Source organism: Nocardia sp. NPDC004415 (assembly GCF_053602435.1).
Window position 1 is genome coordinate 1 of the sequence record NZ_JBSGDP010000053.1, and the last position, 17344, is coordinate 17344.

17 protein-coding genes are annotated in these 17344 nt (G+C 67.2%); 3 read left to right on the forward strand and 14 right to left on the reverse strand.

Going from position 1 to position 17344, the window contains the following annotated elements; all coding sequences use genetic code 11:
* Nucleotides 1-103 precede the first annotated feature (103 nt).
* From ACWEMY_RS22225 to ACWEMY_RS22240, 4 genes are all read right to left on the reverse strand, one after another.
* Nucleotides 104-1222 (reverse strand): NAD(P)H-dependent flavin oxidoreductase, encoded by a 1119-nt coding sequence (locus tag ACWEMY_RS22225; RefSeq protein ID WP_452391556.1) that lies wholly within the window; start codon nucleotides 1220-1222, stop codon nucleotides 104-106.
* 43 nt (nucleotides 1223-1265) lie between these two features.
* Nucleotides 1266-2618 carry a WS/DGAT/MGAT family O-acyltransferase gene (locus ACWEMY_RS22230; RefSeq protein WP_452391557.1) on the reverse strand — a complete coding sequence of 451 codons (1353 nt, stop codon included), beginning with the start codon at nucleotides 2616-2618 and terminating at the stop codon, nucleotides 1266-1268.
* A gap of 145 nt (nucleotides 2619-2763) precedes the next feature.
* A complete protein-coding gene (locus ACWEMY_RS22235) occupies nucleotides 2764-3600 on the reverse strand; it encodes a hypothetical protein (protein WP_452391558.1) in 837 nt (278 codons plus the stop codon).
* 163 nt (nucleotides 3601-3763) lie between these two features.
* On the reverse strand, nucleotides 3764-5485 hold the full coding sequence (locus ACWEMY_RS22240) for a cutinase family protein (RefSeq protein ID WP_452391559.1): 1722 nt from the start codon (nucleotides 5483-5485) through the stop codon (nucleotides 3764-3766).
* Nucleotides 5486-5644: 159 nt separating this feature from the next.
* On the opposite strand from ACWEMY_RS22240, the gene ACWEMY_RS22245 reads away from it, so the two are divergent.
* On the forward strand, nucleotides 5645-6766 hold the full coding sequence (locus tag ACWEMY_RS22245; protein WP_452391560.1) for a TerD family protein: 1122 nt from the start codon (nucleotides 5645-5647) through the stop codon (nucleotides 6764-6766).
* A 2-nt stretch (nucleotides 6767-6768) separates the two neighbouring features.
* Here ACWEMY_RS22245 and ACWEMY_RS22250 read toward each other — a convergent pair whose 3' ends face one another.
* Nucleotides 6769-7530 (reverse strand): alpha/beta hydrolase, encoded by a 762-nt coding sequence (locus tag ACWEMY_RS22250; RefSeq protein ID WP_452391576.1) that lies wholly within the window; start codon nucleotides 7528-7530, stop codon nucleotides 6769-6771.
* A 208-nt stretch (nucleotides 7531-7738) separates the two neighbouring features.
* Between ACWEMY_RS22250 and ACWEMY_RS22255 the strand changes: the two genes are divergently transcribed.
* Entirely contained in the window at nucleotides 7739-8512 is a 774-nt protein-coding gene (locus ACWEMY_RS22255) for a class I SAM-dependent methyltransferase (protein WP_452391561.1), read from the forward strand.
* A gap of 4 nt (nucleotides 8513-8516) precedes the next feature.
* Here ACWEMY_RS22255 and ACWEMY_RS22260 read toward each other — a convergent pair whose 3' ends face one another.
* From ACWEMY_RS22260 to rpsF, 7 genes are all read right to left on the reverse strand, one after another.
* On the reverse strand, nucleotides 8517-9041 hold the full coding sequence (locus ACWEMY_RS22260) for a hypothetical protein (RefSeq protein WP_452391562.1): 525 nt from the start codon (nucleotides 9039-9041) through the stop codon (nucleotides 8517-8519).
* Between the two features lie 178 nt (nucleotides 9042-9219).
* The gene (locus ACWEMY_RS22265) at nucleotides 9220-9921 is read right to left on the reverse strand and encodes a hypothetical protein (protein WP_452391563.1); all 702 of its coding nucleotides are present in this window, start codon (nucleotides 9919-9921) and stop codon (nucleotides 9220-9222) included.
* Nucleotides 9922-10156: 235 nt separating this feature from the next.
* Nucleotides 10157-11539 carry a replicative DNA helicase gene (gene dnaB, locus ACWEMY_RS22270; protein ID WP_452391564.1) on the reverse strand — a complete coding sequence of 461 codons (1383 nt, stop codon included), beginning with the start codon at nucleotides 11537-11539 and terminating at the stop codon, nucleotides 10157-10159.
* Between the two features lie 625 nt (nucleotides 11540-12164).
* A complete protein-coding gene (gene rplI / locus ACWEMY_RS22275; RefSeq protein ID WP_375931775.1) occupies nucleotides 12165-12617 on the reverse strand; it encodes a 50S ribosomal protein L9 in 453 nt (150 codons plus the stop codon).
* A 17-nt stretch (nucleotides 12618-12634) separates the two neighbouring features.
* Nucleotides 12635-12886 (reverse strand): 30S ribosomal protein S18, encoded by a 252-nt coding sequence (rpsR, locus tag ACWEMY_RS22280; RefSeq protein WP_056823934.1) that lies wholly within the window; start codon nucleotides 12884-12886, stop codon nucleotides 12635-12637.
* A 31-nt stretch (nucleotides 12887-12917) separates the two neighbouring features.
* The gene (locus ACWEMY_RS22285) at nucleotides 12918-13478 is read right to left on the reverse strand and encodes a single-stranded DNA-binding protein (RefSeq protein ID WP_218718404.1); all 561 of its coding nucleotides are present in this window, start codon (nucleotides 13476-13478) and stop codon (nucleotides 12918-12920) included.
* A gap of 96 nt (nucleotides 13479-13574) precedes the next feature.
* Nucleotides 13575-13862: a 30S ribosomal protein S6 gene (gene rpsF, locus ACWEMY_RS22290; protein ID WP_375931770.1), complete on the reverse strand. Its 288-nt coding sequence runs from the start codon at nucleotides 13860-13862 to the stop codon at nucleotides 13575-13577.
* A 171-nt stretch (nucleotides 13863-14033) separates the two neighbouring features.
* Here rpsF and ACWEMY_RS22295 point away from each other — a divergent pair, with 171 nt between their 5' ends.
* Nucleotides 14034-15401 carry a hypothetical protein gene (locus ACWEMY_RS22295; protein ID WP_452391565.1) on the forward strand — a complete coding sequence of 456 codons (1368 nt, stop codon included), beginning with the start codon at nucleotides 14034-14036 and terminating at the stop codon, nucleotides 15399-15401.
* 60 nt (nucleotides 15402-15461) lie between these two features.
* Here the strand turns inward: ACWEMY_RS22295 and ACWEMY_RS22300 are convergent, their stop codons facing one another.
* A complete protein-coding gene (locus tag ACWEMY_RS22300; RefSeq protein WP_452391566.1) occupies nucleotides 15462-16571 on the reverse strand; it encodes a DUF475 domain-containing protein in 1110 nt (369 codons plus the stop codon).
* 70 nt (nucleotides 16572-16641) lie between these two features.
* Nucleotides 16642-17217, reverse strand: a complete 576-nt coding sequence (locus tag ACWEMY_RS22305) for a TerD family protein (RefSeq protein ID WP_019049996.1) — start codon at nucleotides 17215-17217, stop codon at nucleotides 16642-16644.
* Nucleotides 17218-17344 lie beyond the last annotated feature (127 nt).

Sequence of the window (17344 nt, forward strand, 5' to 3'; positions counted from 1 at the left end):
TGTTTCGTGGGGGGTTGTTACCATTAGCTGCCTTACCCCCTGTTGCCTTAAACCACGGGACCGCCCAAAGGGCGCGAACTCGAGCGCGCCAGCGCTCCAAACTTCAGCTGTTGAGTTTTGTCAGGCGGTCGTAGGCCGTGACGTACTCCTCGACCAGCCGGTTGATCACATCGGCACTGCGCTCGACCTTGTTCATCATGCCGACCACCTGGCCGACCGGATTGAAGTTCACGTCCTTGGCGGCCTCGGGGTAACGGTGTCCGCGTTTCACACCGTCGAGGGCGACCATCATCTGCAACGGCATGGGCAGCGGGTCGGGCGTCTCGGCCGACTCCCACGCGTCGGTCCAGTCGTTGCGCAGCATGCGGCAGGGCTTGCCGGTCCAGGAGCGCGAGCGGATGGTGTCGTGGCTGGTGGCCTCGATGTAGGTCGACATCTGCGCGGGCGGCACATTGGCCTCCTCGACGGTGAGCCACAGCGACCCGGTCCAGGCGCCTTGCGCGCCCATGGCCAGCGCCGCCGCGACCTGCGCGCCGTTGCCGATGCCACCGGCGGCCAGCACCGGGGTGTCCCCGATGGCCTCGATGACCTGCGGCCACAGCACCAGCGAGGACACCTCACCGCAGTGCCCGCCGCCTTCGGTGCCCTGGCACACCACGAAGTCCAGCCCGGCCGCCTTGTGGTTCATCGCGTGCTTGACCGAGCCGCACAGCGCGCCGATCACCCGCCCCGACTCCTGGATGCGACGCACCACGTCCTCGGGCGGGGTGCCCAGCGCGTTGGCGACCAGCTTGGCCTTGGGGTGGTTCAGGATCACGTCGACCTGTGGTCCCGCGGTGGTCGCGGTCCAGCCCAGCAGCTCGTTGTGGTGCTCGCCCTCGGGCAGCGCGGGCACATCGTGGTCGGCCAGGATCTGCTGGGCGAAGTCGCGGTGCCCCTGCGGAACCATCTGCGCCAGCTGCTTTTCCAGCTGTTCGGGACTGAGCCCCTCGACGCCCTTGCCCTCGTACTTGGACGGGATCACCAGGTCGACGCCGTAGATGCCGTTGACGTGCTCGTCGAGCCAGGCCAGTTCCACCTCGAGCTGCTCGGCGGTGAAGCCGACCGCGCCGAGCACACCGAGCCCGCCCGCGTTGCTCACCGCGGCCACCACGTCGCGGCAGTGGGTGAAGGCGAAGAGGGGGAACTCGATGCCGAGCTGTTCGCAGAATTCGGTACGCATACCGAACTGTAACACGTTCTAGTTTATTCGAGAATGGTCGATTTCAGGTCGCCGCGTCCTCCAGCGCGGCCAGCGAATCCTCCAGATGGTCGAGCAATCGGTGCAGGTCGGGCAGGGTGCGGCGGCATCCGACCAAGCCGAAATCGAGATTGTCGCCGTGCGAGGTGAGGGTGATGTTCACGGCCTGGCCGTCCAGCGGGATGGACAACGGATAGCCCGCGTCGAGCCGGGCCCCGTTCCAGTACATCGGCTCGCGCGACCCCGGCACATTCGAGATGACGATATTGAACGGCGGCGTCCCCAGCGCGGCGAAACCCGGCAGCAGCAGCGCGGCCATCGGGCTCAGCATCAGCCCCGCCACCGCCAGCGTCTGCGCCGGGCTCAGCGAGCGGTACACGTCCTTGCTCCGGCGCGTCGACTCGCTCACCACCCGCAGCCGCTCCAGCGGATCGGCGATATCGGTGCCCAGATTGCACAGCAGCGCCGCGATCTTCACACCCTGGGTGTCGGTGTCGTCGGCATCGCGCAGCGACATCGGCACCATCGCGATCATCGGCTTGTCCGGCAGCGCGTCGCGCTCGAGCAGGTACGCGCGCAGCGCCCCCGCCGACATGGTCAGCACCACATCGTTGACCGTGGTCCCGGTCGCCTTCTTCACCTGCTTGATCCGGTCCATCGACCAGGTGCGCACCGCGCATTTGCGCGCCCCGCCGATCGGCACGTTGAACAGCGTGTTCGGCGCCGCGAACGGCAGCGTCAACTGCTGTTCGAGCAGACCCGTTCGGGCCGCGCGCATCAGCGCCGCGGTCGACGAACTCGCCGCCGACAGCCCGCCCAGCACCCCGCCCATCCGGGAACGGCCGGGCCGGTTCTCGGAGCGCGGCTTGCGCGGGAGGTTCCACGGCACGGCCACCGCCGAGTCCGGATCGGTGCTCAGCGTCCGGCGCAGCAACCGTTGCGCGGAGACCCCGTCGATCAGCGCGTGGTGCATCTTCGAGTACAGCGCGAACCGGCCGTCGGCCAGGCCCTCCACGAAATGCAGTTCCCACAGCGGACGATGCCGGTCCAGCAGCGCGCTGTGCAGGGTGGAGGCGTGATCGAGCAGCTGACCCATGGTGCCCGGCGCGGGCAGGGCACTGCGCTGGACGTGGAAGTCCAGGTCGATCTCCTCGTCCTGGGTCCAGGCCAGCTGGGGTGCGCCGAGCCAGGTGGCCGGGCGCTTGCGGAAGGTGGGCCGGAAGTTCCTGTCGGCCAGCAGGATGTCGCGGAACTCGCGCAGATAGTCCGGCCCGGCGTCTTCGGGCGGCTCGAACAATTGCAGTGAGCCCACATGCATCGGATGCTCGCGCGACTCCGCGAGCAGGAACAGCGCATCCAACGGTGCGATGAATTCCATGACAGATCGCCCCCTGACGAGAGTGGTTCGGTGCAAGTCTGTAGACGATCGACCACGCTGTCGGGTCGGCACGCGAACTCGCGCATGCCACTTTCCAAGTTACCCGCCGGTCGCGCTCACGTCAGCCGAACGACACGGTGAGGGCTCACACCTGCGCGGGTTCCGCCTGCCGCTGCGCCACCGGCTCATCGGCCACGGGCGCGGTCTCGGGCGTTCCCGGGGCGGGCGGCTCGGTGTCGGCGGTGACGACCCGCAACACCGCGGTGTGGTGCTCCTCGGGAGCGAGCGCCGGTTCGGGCGCGGCCGTGGGTGTTTCGGCGACCGGCTCGGCGACGGGCGCCTGCGCGGCCGGAACCGGCGGCGCCGCAGGACCTTTCGAGGCGATCTCGATCCCCAGCTCCAGCCGGGTGATCTCCACCAGCGCGCGCTCCTGCTCGGCGGCGTGGCGCATGGCCTTCTGCCACAGCGAGGCCATCTCCTCGAGCTCCTCGACGGTGGCCTCCACATCGATGTGCAGCTTGAGCCGCTGCATGGTGATGTGCTGGGCGGCAGTCAGCGTGCGCAGCAGGTCTTCGCACTTGTTCGGGATGCGGCGGTGCGCCACCACGCGCAGCCGGGTGAGTATGCCGCCCGGGCGATCCCAGATCACCTTGTGGATCTGCGCGCCCACCCCGTCGATCTCCTCGGCGGTGACCAGATCCCACTCGCCGCAACTGGCCAGATCGCCGCGCACCGAGGCCGAGGTCTCCAGGATCGAGGCCACCGCCGCGAGCACCGCCTCGCGTCGCCACGCCTCGTGATCGCGCTGGTCACCCACCATGTTCGACAGCTCGACATGACGCTGCGCGGCGTCGAGCGCCTGCCTGCCCCGCTCGTCGGCGGCCGCGATGCCCTCGCGGTGCGTGCGGTTGTTGACGAATACGCCGACCAGTACAGCGCCGGCGACGGGGAGCGAGCCGAGGAGAGGGAGCCACTGAGTCACCCGCCGATCATTGCATCGCGACAAGCATCAGTCACCATGATCGGCGCGTTGCCCGAAGATCGCACCGGGGTGTCGCCCTCGCCGACGCCGTCCGGAAGCGACGAAGTCCCCGGTGCGGCAACCAGTTCGGTCGTCGCGCCGGGGACTTTCGTTCTCGCTGTTGTCAGTTCGCCGGAGTCGTGGTGGTCGGCTCGCCGGTGGTGGTGGTCGGGGCCGCCGTGGTGGTGGGGGCCGGGGTCGTGGTGGTGGTCGTCGGCGCGGGAGCGGCGGCCTGGTTGGTCGCGGGCTCCGGTGCCGGGGCCGGGGTGGTGGTGGTCGGCTCGGCCGTGGTGGTCGACGGCGTGGTCGTCGTGCCCGTGGTCGAGGTGGTGGTCGGCGGCGTCGTGGTGGTCGTCTTGCTGGTGGTCGACGGCGCGGTGGTGGTGGTCTTGCTGGTCGTGGTCGACTTCTTCGTCGTGGTCGAGGTCGGCGCCGCGGTGGTGGTCGTGGCGGGCTTGGTCGGCGCGGCCAGCGCGGCGGTCACGTCCTCGTCGGCGGGCGCGGACTTCTTGTCCACCGGCTCACCGGCCTGGGCCTGCTTGGCCAGGTGGGTCAGCCAGGCCGCCGCGTACTCCGCCGAGGTCAGCGGTTTGCCGTTGGCCGCGTCGGAATCACGCCAGTAGTCGAAGTGGTGACCGGTGCCGTTCGGGCCGAGGGTCAGCTGGTACGGATCGCTCATCGCCACCGGAATGGTGTTCTGGTTGGTCACGATCAGCCCGACGATCTCGTTGAACACCTTCTGCGGCAGATATGCCAGCGGCGAGACCTGCTCGGCCGCGATCGTGTCCGCCTGCGAGGGCGCCTTGGTCTCGCCCGGCTTGTAGTCCGGATCGGAGACCTTGAGCAGCACCTCGAGGAAGGTCTCGTCGCTGGCCATCCAGTTCGGGTTGGCGGCGATATCGGAGAAGGCGGCCATCGCGATGCGGCCCAGCGTGAACGCCATGTCCTGGCCGGTGGCCGGGGTCAGGCCGTCGCGCTGCAGGTCGTCGATATTGATCTGGCGGCCCACGTTCGCGGCCAGCTGCAGCAGCGAGATGTTCTCCGGCGCCGCGCAGGTCAGGTCGCCCTCGGAGCAGAAGGAGGCGATCTTGCCGTTGAGCGCGCCGAAGTCGCCGCCGGTGGTCACGCCCTTGCCCGAGATCGGGTCGACGCCGTTCTGGTACTTCTGGTCGAAGCCGTCCGGGTTGGCGAAGGGGTCCTCCGCGCCGATGAACGGGCCGTCCCCGGCCGCGCGCCCGGCGTCGGCGAACATCACCACGCCCAGCACGTCGTCGGGGTCGACGACGGAGTAGCCGTCGGCCGGGTCGTCGTTGCCGATGCCCTCGGCCACCCGACGCACCACATCGGCGCCCTCGCTGTAGCCGACGATGGAGAACTTGGTGTCCGGGCAGGCCGCCGAGATCTCCCGCATCACCTGCTGGGTGTTGGCGACGCCGGTGTTCACGGCGTCCTCGTAGGTCCGCATGTCGGCCGGGTAGGCGATGTAGACCGCCGCGTACTGGCCGTCGGCCACCGCGCTGGCGGGCGCGTTCACCACCGGGTCCACCCAGACGCTGCTGTGGTCACCCGACAGCGCCGCGGGCAGCGGGTTGCCGTTGGCGTCGAGCAGCATGGCCGTGGTGCCCTCGACCGGGGTGTCGTTGCGCCCGGCCACCGAGATGGTCACCATCTCGCGGCACTCGGTCACCGAGGTGGTGAGCTCGTAGCTGGGGGACTCGGGTTGCTGCGACGTCACCGCGAACGCCGCCGCGACGATCGCCGCGACGATCGCCGCGACACCCAGGGTCGCCGGCGCGGCGACAGCCGATGCGATGCGATGTTTCGCAAGGAACTCACGCAGATTCATGTCATGATCCCGTTCGAATGACCTACAGGTGGGCAGGCCCCCCGACGGGCCGCATGTCACGAACTCTGTCGTGGGCCACCTGCGGATCGTTACTACCGCGAAGAGCAGTCACGTGCCCCCGATTCCGGGGGCACGGCAGTGGGCAGGGGGGAAACGCGCATGTCAGCGGCATTCGTGAAGGGCCAGAACGGGCCGGTCGGCACCGATGTGGTGGTCGTCTCGGCGCGGGTGAACGCACCGGTGACGGTCGCGGCGCTGCTCGTCACCGAGCAGGGCCGGGTGCGCTCCGACGGCGATCTCGTGTGCGAGTACCAGCCGTTCGCGCCCGGTGTGCGATTGCAGGGCGCGACGATCACGATCACGTTGTCCCAGGTTCCTGCCGAGATCGCCCAGGTCAGGACGGTGATCGCACTCGCCGGTCCCACCGGCGGTTTCGGCCGGATCGCACCGCCCTCGGTGCTCGTCGCCGGGGCCGACGGGACGGCCCTCTACGACTTCCGCATCGACGGATTGAGTACGGAGTCGGCGGTGCTGGCGGTCGAGTTCTATCGACGTCAAGGCGCCTGGAAAGTCCGGGCGCTCGGGGCGGGATACGCAGGCGGGTTCGGAGCGCTGGTCAGTGATCACGGCGGACGATTGATCGAGGCCCCGCGTCCAGCGGTCCCGCAGCATCCGGCTGCCACGCCGGGCCTGCCCCGCCATCGGCCCGTCAGCCTGGCCAAGGGCCAGCAGGTCACCCTGCGCAAAGACGGCGGCGCCGCCCTCACCTTCGTCCGCATGGGCCTCGGCTGGGACCCGGTCATGCGTGGCCGCCTGTTCGGCCGCCGCCCGATCGAGATCGACCTCGACGCCTCGGTCGCCATGTTCGCCGAGCACACCCTCGTCGACCTCGTCTGCTTCGGCCAGCTCACCTCCAGGGACGGCGCCATCCGCCACCAGGGCGACAACCTCACCGGCGAGGGCGACGGCGACGACGAGGTGATCCTGGTCGACCTGGTGCGCGTCCCCGTGCACGTCACCACCCTGCTCTTCTTCGTCACCTCCTACCAGGGCCACACCTTCGAGCAGGTCACCAACGCCTTCTGCCGCCTCGTCGACAACACCACCGACCGCGAACTGGCCCGCTACGCCCTCACCGGCGGCATGCCCTACACCGCCATCGCCATGGCGAAGGTCTCCCGCTCCGGCCGCGAATGGACCATGCGCGCCATCGGCGAACCCTTCCAGGCCCGCACCCCCGGCGACGCCATCCCACAGTTGGGCCAGTTCCTGCTGCGCTGAGCTCACCCGATCCCGGCCACCTCCCGCACCGAATCCGCGATGGCCAGGAAGTCCTTGCGCAGGATGGCACCGTGATTGCTCGGCACCTTCGCGGCCACGCGGATGTTCGGATTGCGCGAGGTCACCGCGTCGAGCCCGCCACGGATCTTTTCCTGCTCGTCGCCCTTGCTGCCGAAGGAGGCACCCGAGGCCACCACATAGCGCACCGGCGTGCTGATCGCGTCCAGCACCGGACCCAGCTCATCGGTACGCGAGTACCTGCCCAGCTCGATATTGCTCTCGGCCTGCTGCGCCGCGGTCATCCGCGGTGCCAGCCCCGTCGGCCGTAGCAGCGGCATGAACCAGCTCAGCCGCTTGAACAGGGTGCGGATGCGCTCCTCCATGGCGTCGTCGAGCCAGTCGTAGGGGAAGGCGCCGTCCACGAGCACCGTGCCGATCGTGCGCTCCGGATTCCGCGCCGCCCAGTGCGCTCCCACGACGGCCCCGTAGGACCACCCCACCAGCACTGCCCGCTCCACACCCCGCGCCGCCAGCACCGCGTCGACATCCCGCACCGCCGCCTCGAACGAATAGTCCGACGACAACCCCGACTTCCGTCCCCGAGCCCGCTCATCGAAGGTGATGTGCCGGAACCCGTCCCCCAACTCGGCGATCGTCCTGCGCCAGTACCCCTGCGTGGCGAACTGCCCGTTCAGATAAATCACCGGAACCCCGTCACCCCCGGTATCGGTGACGGTCAACGCCGTATCGTCGACGCTCACCATCCCAGTCCACGTGCTGGTCGGTTCGATGTGTCGCGCGGTCATGATGACCACCCCTCTCGGTCGTGTTCGTTGATCGAGACCACTGTCGCGCCCGCACCTGACACCGCCCTGACACATCCCTGATGCCCGCTGACACCCGGAATCAGCTGTTCGAGCGATGCGTGTACCGGCGAATTCCGGGACAGTCGAATGCCAGGAAGGTGAGGCGATGGCCGACTGGGACGGCGCGGGCTACGCGCACATCAGCGGACTCCAACGCGCGATGGCCACCGACGCCGTGTCCGCGGTCCCGGTCGCGGGCACCGAGCGTGTACTCGACGTGGGTTGTGGCGACGGCTTCGTGACCCGCCTGCTCGCGGCACGCGTACCCACCGGTTCGGTACTCGGCCTCGACCCGTCACCACGCATGATCGAGACCGCCCGCGCCGCCGACGATCAGCTCCGCAATGTCGACTTCCAGGTCGGCGATGTCACGACGATGACCTTCGCCGGCGAGTTCGACCTCATCGTCTCCTTCAACGCCCTGCACTGGGTGATCGACCAGACCACCGCCTACCAGCACATCGCGGCGGCCCTGGCACCCCACGGCCGGGCACTGGTGCAGTACGTCTGCGCCGGCCCGCGCCCGAGCATCGAGGACACCGCCATGGCCGTCACCGCCGACCCGCGCTGGTCACCGGCCTTCACCGACTTCCCCCGCCCCTACCTCCACCTCGACCCCGCCACCCTGCCCACGATCACCGCCGCCGCGAACCTCGTGGTCCTCGCGCAATCGGTAACCGACCGCACATGGGACTTCGGCTCCCGAGAAGCCTTCACCCAGTGGTGCACAGTCGGATTCACCGATTGGACCGCCCACCTGACCCCCACCGAAATCCCGCCCTTCGTCGCCGAGGTGGTAGATCGCTACGAATCCGTCACCGGCACACCAGGACTGTTCCGATTCCTCCAGCTCCGCGCCGAACTATCACGCACCGAATAGCCCCTCACCAGATATCAACCCACTGCGGCCGTGCCGCCACATCGAACCCAGCCGCCCGCCCCCGCACCAACATCGGCAACTCCGCCCCCACCGGAAACCGATCCATCAACGCCGAGGCCGTGGACTTCCGCAGCTCGTTGAAGGCGAACTCCTTCTTCATCTCGTGTTCCGCCCCGGTCGCCGGATGCGTGAACCGCACCTCGAGCCGAACCCGATGCGTCGACAACGGATTGTTCGACGACCGCGTCACCCGCCGCCCGGCCCCGACCACCGTAGCGACGACCGCCTCACCATTCCTGCGCAGATAAGCCCGCCGACCCCACCACACCACCCCCAACACGAACGGCCAACTCACCAACCCGAACACCAACCCGACAATGAGCGCCACCCCGATCAACGCCCCACCATCCCGCTGCCCCACCCACACCACCCCCCGCAACACCACCGAGAAATACCCCACCGCCGCCACCGCCGACACCACCCAATACCCGAACACCACCGGATTGACCAGCAACTTCGTCTTCCCCACCCGAACCAGTTCCCTTCCAGACGGCGACGCACCGACATCGACATGGCAACGTTGCCGTGCTAGATTGACGACAGCAAAGGTACCGGCCCTCCAGGGTGATCCCTCGACAGTCGGTCTGGCCCTCGGTGTAGCTACGGCAGCCGGGGGCTGCTTCGTTTCTGCCCCCTCGGATGGGGGTTCAAGCCTGCGGCGTGACGAACTCGACGTAGTCGCGAACGATGTCGAACATCGTTGATGTCTCGTCCCGGTGGGTCAAACTACGTCGGTAGGCCGAGGAAACCACGTCAGGCAGCCACAAGAGCGTCTCGTATCGCGGTGACGTTTGCACCAGCCGGCTGTTCCGACCGATCAATTGTTCAGAGACCAGGTCGCGGTGGTTCCGCTTGTCTCGATTGCGGAGGTTCGACTGGTTGCGCTCTTCGAGTACCAGCAGCTCGACTGGGTCGCGTCCTGTTCCTCCACGGCTGAGCTCGACCGCCAGACTCCGGTAGCAATCCCTCCGCGCGGCTTCGCCGTCCTTGTCACCTTCCGCGACCGAAACACGATGGGCGATCATAACGGGCTCGACGCCCTCGCTGAGATACTCGAGCATGGCACGCATGATGTCCGGGCCGCTGCCGCCGTCCCGAAGGGCTTCGGTGGAATGCCAGTACGAACTGCCGACGATGGCGAGCAAGTTCTCACGCAACTCGTCCATGTCAGGAATTCGAACGATTACCGCAGTGAGCACGTAGAAGGTCTCGTTCTGCCGCACTGTGCCGTCGGCGATCTGATAGGACTCGTCGAGGAACGCGACAGGTCCTTTCCCTCGGCGATACGCATCAGCCAACGCTGCCGCTCTCGCCGCGTCTTCGGGACGGACCGACTTGCCTCGATTCACGCTCAACTCCGTTCAGACCCGTGGGTCGTGCTGGACAGCGATTACCGAAGCAATCGGTCGAGCGGAGCAGTTTCGAGAAGTCGCACCTGCCTGACATGCGCACAGTCGATACAGGTGTGACGTACCATCGGGGCGTCCGCCAAGACTGCACCGAGGCTCTTGCTGGTAGCTCCGCTTCCGGCCAGGGCCTCGGCGTATATCTACAAGATTCAGTTATCGGACCGAGGTACGAAACTCAGCCTCTGGCCATATCCACGAACCGGCTCAGATGCAGCTGATGCGCCACGGTAATGGTCGCGGTGGGGCCGTTACGGTGTTTGCCGACGATCAGGTCGGCCTCGCCGCCACGCGGGTCGTCACGCTCGAACGCATCGGGCCGGTGCAGCAGGATGACCATGTCGGCGTCCTGCTCGAGCGATCCACTCTCGCGAAGGTCGGAGACCATGGGCCGCTTGTCCGTTCGCTGTTCCGGACCACGGTTCAGCTGCGAGATCGCGATCACCGGAACCTCGAGTTCCTTGGCGAGCAGTTTCAGATGGCGCGAGAATTCCGAGACTTCCTGCTGCCGGGATTCGACTTTCTTACCCGAGCTCATCAGCTGGAGGTAGTCCACCACAACGAGTTTCAGATCGTGGCGCTGCTTGAGCCGCCGCGCCTTGGCCCGGATCTCCATCATCGTCAGGTTCGGCGAATCGTCGACGAACAACGGCGCCTCGCTGATCTCACTCATCCGCCGAGCCAGCTTGGTCCAGTCGTCATCGCTCATGCGCCCAGAGCGCATGTCTCCGAGCTTGATCTTCGCCTCGGCCGAGAGCAGACGCATCACGATCTCGGTCCGGCTCATCTCGAGCGAGAAAATGACGCTGGCCATTCCATGCTTGATCGAGCAACTCCGCATGAAATCCATTCCCAGGGTCGACTTGCCAACTCCAGGTCGGGCGGCGACGATGATCATCTGGCCTGCGTGGAGGCCGTTGGTGAGTTCGTCGAGTTCGGTGAAGCCGGTGGGGACGCCGAGGGAGATGCCGCCGCGGGAGGCGATGGAGTCGATTTCGTCCATGGTGGGCTGGAGGAGTTCTTCCAGCGGGGTGAAGTCCTCGGTGGTGCGGCGCTCGGTGACCTCGTAGATCTCGGCCTGGGCGCGGTCGACGACCTCGGCGACATCCTGGCCGTCGGCGCCCGCGTAGCCGAACTGGACGATGCGGGTGCCCGCCTCGACGAGGCGGCGCAGGATGGCCTTCTCGGCGACGATCTCGGCGTAGAAGCCGGCGTTGGCGGCGGTGGGGACGGTCTGGGTGAGGGTCACCAGGTAGGGGGCGCCGCCGATGCGCTTGAGTTCGCCGCGCCGGTCCAGGCCCGCGGCGACGGTGACGGGGTCGGCGGGCTCGCCGCGGCCGTACAGGTCGAGGATGGTGTCGTAGACGGCCTGGTGCGCGGGACGGTAGAAGTCGCCGGGGCGCAGCACCTCGACCACGTCGGCGATGGCGTCCTTGCTCAGCAGCATGCCGCCGAGCACCGACTGCTCGGCCGCCATGTCGTGGGGTGGCTGCCTGCCGAAGTCCTCGCCGGGGGGCTCGGGCGGGAAGTCGGTATGCGCGCGGTCACCGGTGGTAGTCACCAGAATCGACCGTCCTCTCTGCCCACAGAACCGGGGGTTTCACATCGATGAACTCGTTGTACTCCCGGGCTCCGACACGAAGTCAGCAATCGGTTGCCTGCGTGATTCCCGGGGTCGCGCGCAGGGCGATGCGACGAACCTAGGCGACGTTTTCGGGATGCGCCAAGCCGACCTGTGCACACAACTGTGGATAACTTGGGGGTAGTTCACCCAGAGTTGTGCAGCTCCTGTGGAAAACATGGGGAAAACCCAGGTCAGTGCGGTGGAATGCCCTGCTAGGCCCGGTAATACCCAACTCTCGACCTGTGGATGAAAGAAGTTCCGGCGTGTCGGTAAAGGTGAACAGCCGGGCGTGTTGGGTAAACAGCGGTCGTGCACGGTATGACCGGAGTCACAAATGTGCCGGTCGGTTTCCACGGTAATCCACAGGCGGAATAACAGGAGGTCAGCGAGTTGCCGACCGAGGGCCACCTGGGGTGGCTCACAACGCCCTGACGGGCGGTTACCGGTCAGCTAACACCGCTGAAGGCAAGGGAAACCACCCCCATGTGAACACAGGGGTGGTTTCCCAGCGAGCTGTGTCATCGCGGCTGGCGCCGCGGTTCTCGGCCCACCACGCGAACACTCAGTTCGCAGCAACCTCGAGGTTGAACTTGGCAGCCACATCGGGGTGCAGGTGCACCACGATGCCGTGCTTGCCGGTCGCCTTGATGTGCGACTTCGGCAGCTCGATGCTGCGCTTGTCCACCACGGGGCCACCGGCGGCCTTGATGGCGCCGGCCACATCGGCGGTGGTGACCGAACCGAACAGCTTGCCGCTGTCGGCGGTCTTCACGGCCAGCGACACCGACTCCAGGCCCTCGATGGCCTGCTTCAGCTCGTTGGCGTGATCCAGGTCGCGCACCTTGCGGGCGTCCTGGGCGCGACGGATGCCCTCGACCTGCTTCTGGGCGCCACGGGTGGCCACGATGGCCAGGCCGCGGGGCAGCAGGAAGTTGCGGCCGTAACCGTCCTTGACCTCGACGAGGTCGCCCGGCGCACCGAGGTTGTCGACATCAGCGGTGAGGATGAGCTTCATCTGTCTGACTCCCTTTCTCAGCGAGCGGTCGACACGTAAGGCAGCAGGGCCACCTCACGCGAGTTCTTGACGGCCACAGCGATGTCACGCTGATGCTGCACGCAGTTGCCGGTGACGCGGCGAGCGCGGATCTTGCCGCGGTCGCTGACGTACTTGCGCAGCAGCGTGGTGTCCTTGTAATCGATATTGACGATTCCGGACTTCGCTTCCTTGCAGAAAGCGCAGGCCTTCTTCTTCAGTACCTTTTCGCGCGCGGGCGCTTTAGGCATGGTCTTCTCTCCGTACTATGAGTGCCGTTCCTCAGAACGGCGGTTCGTCATCCATGCGGCCGCCGCCCCCGAAGGAGCCGGCCGCGGGCGCGCTACCCCACGGATCGTCGTTGCCTGCGTTGCCGCCGCCCGACTGTCCGCCGCCGTTGTTGGCGTTGTAGCCGCCTGCGCTCGCACCACCACCGGCATTACCGGAACCACCACCGAAGCCGCCGCCTCCGCCGCCGCGACCGGCCTTGGAGACCTTGGCCGTCGCGTAGCGCAGCGAGGGGCCGACCTCGTCGACCTCGAGTTCGACGACTGTGCGCTTCTCACCCTCGCGGGTTTCGTAGGAGCGCTGCTTGAGCCGTCCGCTCACGATCACGCGAGCGCCTCGGGTCAGGCTCTCGGCGACATTCTCCGCTGCCTCACGCCAGATGTTGCAGCGCAGGAACAGGGCCTCGCCGTCTTTCCATTCGTTCGAATTGCGATCGAACACGCGGGGAGTCGAAGCGACGGTGAAATTCGCCACCGCTGCGCCCGCGGGCGTGAAACGAAGCTCGGGGTCTGCCGTCAAATTGCCGATGACGGTGATGACCGTGTCGCCTGCCATGGGGTTCCTCCTGCTCGGGGTGCAGTCCGCATCTCGGGATTTTGCGCTCGAGCCTAAAGCTAGGCTCTGACACGAAATTCGAGAAGTGGTTGCGGACTACTTGTCGTTGCGCAGAACCTTGGTGCGCAGCACCGTCTCGTTCAGGCCCAGCTGGCGATCGAGCTCGTTCACGGTGGCCGGGGTCGCGGTCAGTTCGACGACGGCGTAGATGCCTTCGGCCTGCTTGGCGATCTCGTAGGCGAGCCGGCGACGGCCCCAGATGTCGACCTTGTCGACCTTGCCGCCCTCGGTCTTGACGACGTTGAGCAGGTTATCCAGGGACTGCCCGACGATGCGCTCGTCCAGGCTGGGGTCGAGGATGACCATCACTTCATATTGACGCACGGACCAATCACCTCCTGTGGACTAGGAAACGGCCATGGACTTTCCATGGCAGGAGGGTTCGTTGCGTCAGCAACCCGCCAAGGCTACCTGAGCGCCCCGGCCGCGACGAAATCGATCTTGCGCGCGGGTTGTCCCCCGGTGCTCGCCGCCGCCACGCATAGGGTGGTCGCCATGACGACCGACCCGCAGCACCGCGCGGCACCGCGCGCGGCGCGGGCCACGGTGCTGGCTTTCGTCGTTCTGCTGTTGTGCGGGCTCACGCTCACCATGGCCTATGCCAACAAGGCGCGCTGTGCCGGTGGACCGGTCGATGAATACGGTCGCAGTCTGGTATTCGATGTGCGCAAGGACAGGGATGTCTGTTATTCCGACATCCAATTCCTGTGGCAGGGACGCGAAATCGACAATCACGTGTTCCCCTACGTCGACGGCGCCATCACCGACGACGGCGTGCTCGTCGGTGGCGCGGTGGAGTATCCGGTGCTCAGCGGGATGCTCATGTGGCTGGGGGCGATCGGGGTCGACAACGACGCCGACTTCCTCTGGCACTCGGCGCTGCTGCTCGCGCCCTTCGCGCTGCTGACCGCCTGGCTGCTGGCCCGGATGGCTGGCCCCGCCGCCCTGCTCTGGGCGACCGGACCACCGCTGGTGTTCTACGCCTTCCACAACTGGGAACTGCCGGTGGTGGCCATGTCGGTGGCGGCGGTGGCGGTGCTCGCACTGCCGTCGCGAATGAATGTGCGCACCCGGGGGATCATCGCCGCGGTGCTGCTGGCGCTGGGTTTCTGCCTGAAGATCTACCCGGGCATCTTCGTGATCCCGCTGGCGATCTACGTGCTCACCGAGGGCGCCCCGCGCGACGGGCGGCGGCTGTGCGAACTCGATGTGGCGGGCGCGGCGCAGACCCTGCTGGCCGCGATGGCCACGGTGGCCGCGGTGAATCTGCCGTTCGTGCTGGCCGGGGTGGAGGGCTGGCGGGCCTCGGTGACCTTCCAGCGGCTGCGCCAGGCCGACATCACCACCAATTCCATCTGGTACTGGGGTCACCAGGCGATCTTCGGGCGCGACGCCGAGACCACCCAGACCTGGCACGACTTCGTCGCGGTGGCCTCGCCCGGGCTGATGGCCGGGGCGTTCGCGCTGGCGCTGTGGCTGGGGTGGCGCCGCTGGACCCCGGCCGCGCCGTTCCCGTGGGTGGGTGTGAGCGCGGCGATGCTGGCCGGTTTCCTGCTTTTCCACAAGGTGCACTCACCCCAGTACACCCTGTGGATAATCCCGTTCCTGGTGCTGCTCGAGGTGCCCTGGTCGATGGTCGCGGCGTATCTGGTGGCCGACGCGGCGGTGGGCATCGGGGTGTTCCGCTACTTCTGGTCGATGGGCCAGGGCGAGGGCTGGGAGGCCCTCGAAGGGGTCGTGCAGTTCGGCGTCTGGCTGCGCAGCGCGCTGCTGCTGGCGCTGTTGTTCGTGTTCCTGCGGGCCCGGCTGCGCGGCGCGGTCCAGGCCGCCGCACCGCCGCGCGTGCTGGAACCGGTGGCCTGACAGACGACGACGGCGGCGGTTCCCCGAAGGGAGCCGCCGCCGTCGTCGAGCACGAACCGATCAGCTGACCGGCGCGGTCGCCTTGGCCTCGTCGACCTCGTCGGGCTCGGCCTTGCGATTGCGCACGATGCTCGTGATGAGCGCCGCGCCGATGAACGCCACGCCGACCAGGCCGGTGATCAGCTCGTCGACGTGCACGCCGATCGACACCAGCAGGATCGTCGCCAGCGCGCCGATCGCCCAGTGCGCGCCGTGCTCGAGGTACACGTACTCCGAGAGCGTGCCCTGGCGCACCAGGTACACCGTGATCGACCGGACGAACATCGCGCCGATCAGGCCGAGGCCCAGCGCGATGATGATCGGGTCGGAGGTGATGGCGAACGCGCCGATCACGCCGTCGAAGGAGAACGACGCGTCGAGCACCTCGAGGTAGAGGAACAGGAAGAACGCGGCCTTACCGGTCGCCTTGACCAGCGTGGACGGTCCACCCTGCGGGCCCTCTTCGAGCTCCTCGGTGTGGAACATCGAGCCCAGACCGTCGACCAGGATGTAGACGATCATGCCGAGCAGACCGGCGACCAGCACGGTCGAGCGGTCGTCGTCGGCGGCGAGGAACTCCGCCACCAGCACCAGGCCGGTACCGGCGACGACCACCGAGAGCATGTCGAGCTTGCCCGCCTTGGCCAGCGGCTTCTCCAGCCAGCTCAGCCAGGTGATCTCACGCTCTTCGAAGATGAAGTTCAGGAACAGCAGCGCGAGGAACATGCCACCGAACGCCGCGATCTGCGGGTGCGCGTCGGTGAGCAGGGTCTCGTAGCTGGGGCTGCCGTCGGGGAAGTACGCCGCGTCGTCTGCGGGCGGGTTGAGGGCCAGATCGAACGCCTGGACCGGGTTGAGTCCGGCGGTGATCCACACGATCGCCAGCGGGAAGACCAGTCGCATGCCGAACACGGCGATGACGACGCCGATGGTCAGGAAGATCCGCTGCCAGAACTCGCTCATCCGCTCGAGGACGGTGGCGTTGATGACAGCGTTGTCGAACGACAGCGACACCTCGAGAATGCCGAGGATCGCACACAGTGCCAGGGCGGTCGCGCCACCGTAGAGGTAGGCGACGACCAGCGAGACCACCGTGATGACGATGGACAGGCCGAAGATGCGCGTAATCACGCGGAGGGACCTTTCTGTGTCACACGAACAGGGGGCCCGAAAATGTCGAGCCCCCTATCCGCGATGGTGACTAGACGTTGACGCCGTAGTCGCGGGCGATGCCGGCCAGACCGGAGGCGTAACCCTGCCCGATGGCGCGGAACTTCCACTCGGCGCCGTTGCGGTACAGCTCGCCGAAGACCATAGCGGTCTCGGTCGAGGCGTCCTCGGACAGGTCGTAGCGTGCCAGCTCGGTGCCGTTGGCCCGGTCCACGACGCGGATGTAGGCGTTGCGCACCTGGCCGAACGACTGCGAGCGGGTCTCGGCGTCGTAGATCGAGACCGGGAAGAAGATGCTCTCGATGGTCGGCGGGGTGTTGGCCAGGTCGACGTTGATGACCTCGTCGTCGCCCTCGCCCTCACCGGTGGTGTTGTCACCGGCGTGCTCGATGGCACCCTCCGGGGACTTCAGGTTGTTGAAGAACACGAAGTGCTTGTCGGAGACGACCTTCTTGTCGGCGCCGGTGGCGATCGCGCTCGCGTCGAGGTCGAAGTCGGTGCCGGTGGTGGTGCGCACGTCCCAGCCGAGGCCGACCGCGACCGCGGTCAGGTTCGGGGCCTCTTTGGTCAGCGAAACATTGCCGCCCTTGGACAGACTGACACCCATGCGGGAATCCCTTCGGTTAGTCCGGTGTGTCGTTTCCCAGCATGTCCGAATCGCCGGGTACGGCTACGACAGTAATAGGTTTCGCGGATCTTGCGTAGGAACCGTCTGCAGCCCAGGTGAAGCGGGG

Coding starts and splice junctions, on each gene's coding strand:
- ACWEMY_RS22305 (WP_019049996.1), bottom strand. CDS start 17,217: ATGGGTGTCAGTCTGTCCAAGGGCGGCAATGTTTCGCTGACCAAAGAG.
- ACWEMY_RS22245 (WP_452391560.1), top strand. CDS start 5,645: ATGTCAGCGGCATTCGTGAAGGGCCAGAACGGGCCGGTCGGCACCGAT.
- ACWEMY_RS22285 (WP_218718404.1), bottom strand. CDS start 13,478: ATGGCAGGCGACACGGTCATCACCGTCATCGGCAATTTGACGGCAGAC.
- ACWEMY_RS22295 (WP_452391565.1), top strand. CDS start 14,034: ATGACGACCGACCCGCAGCACCGCGCGGCACCGCGCGCGGCGCGGGCC.
- ACWEMY_RS22225 (WP_452391556.1), bottom strand. CDS start 1,222: ATGCGTACCGAATTCTGCGAACAGCTCGGCATCGAGTTCCCCCTCTTC.
- ACWEMY_RS22240 (WP_452391559.1), bottom strand. CDS start 5,485: ATGAATCTGCGTGAGTTCCTTGCGAAACATCGCATCGCATCGGCTGTC.
- ACWEMY_RS22250 (WP_452391576.1), bottom strand. CDS start 7,530: ATGGTGAGCGTCGACGATACGGCGTTGACCGTCACCGATACCGGGGGT.
- ACWEMY_RS22255 (WP_452391561.1), top strand. CDS start 7,739: ATGGCCGACTGGGACGGCGCGGGCTACGCGCACATCAGCGGACTCCAA.
- rpsR (WP_056823934.1), bottom strand. CDS start 12,886: ATGCCTAAAGCGCCCGCGCGCGAAAAGGTACTGAAGAAGAAGGCCTGC.
- rplI (WP_375931775.1), bottom strand. CDS start 12,617: ATGAAGCTCATCCTCACCGCTGATGTCGACAACCTCGGTGCGCCGGGC.
- ACWEMY_RS22230 (WP_452391557.1), bottom strand. CDS start 2,618: ATGGAATTCATCGCACCGTTGGATGCGCTGTTCCTGCTCGCGGAGTCG.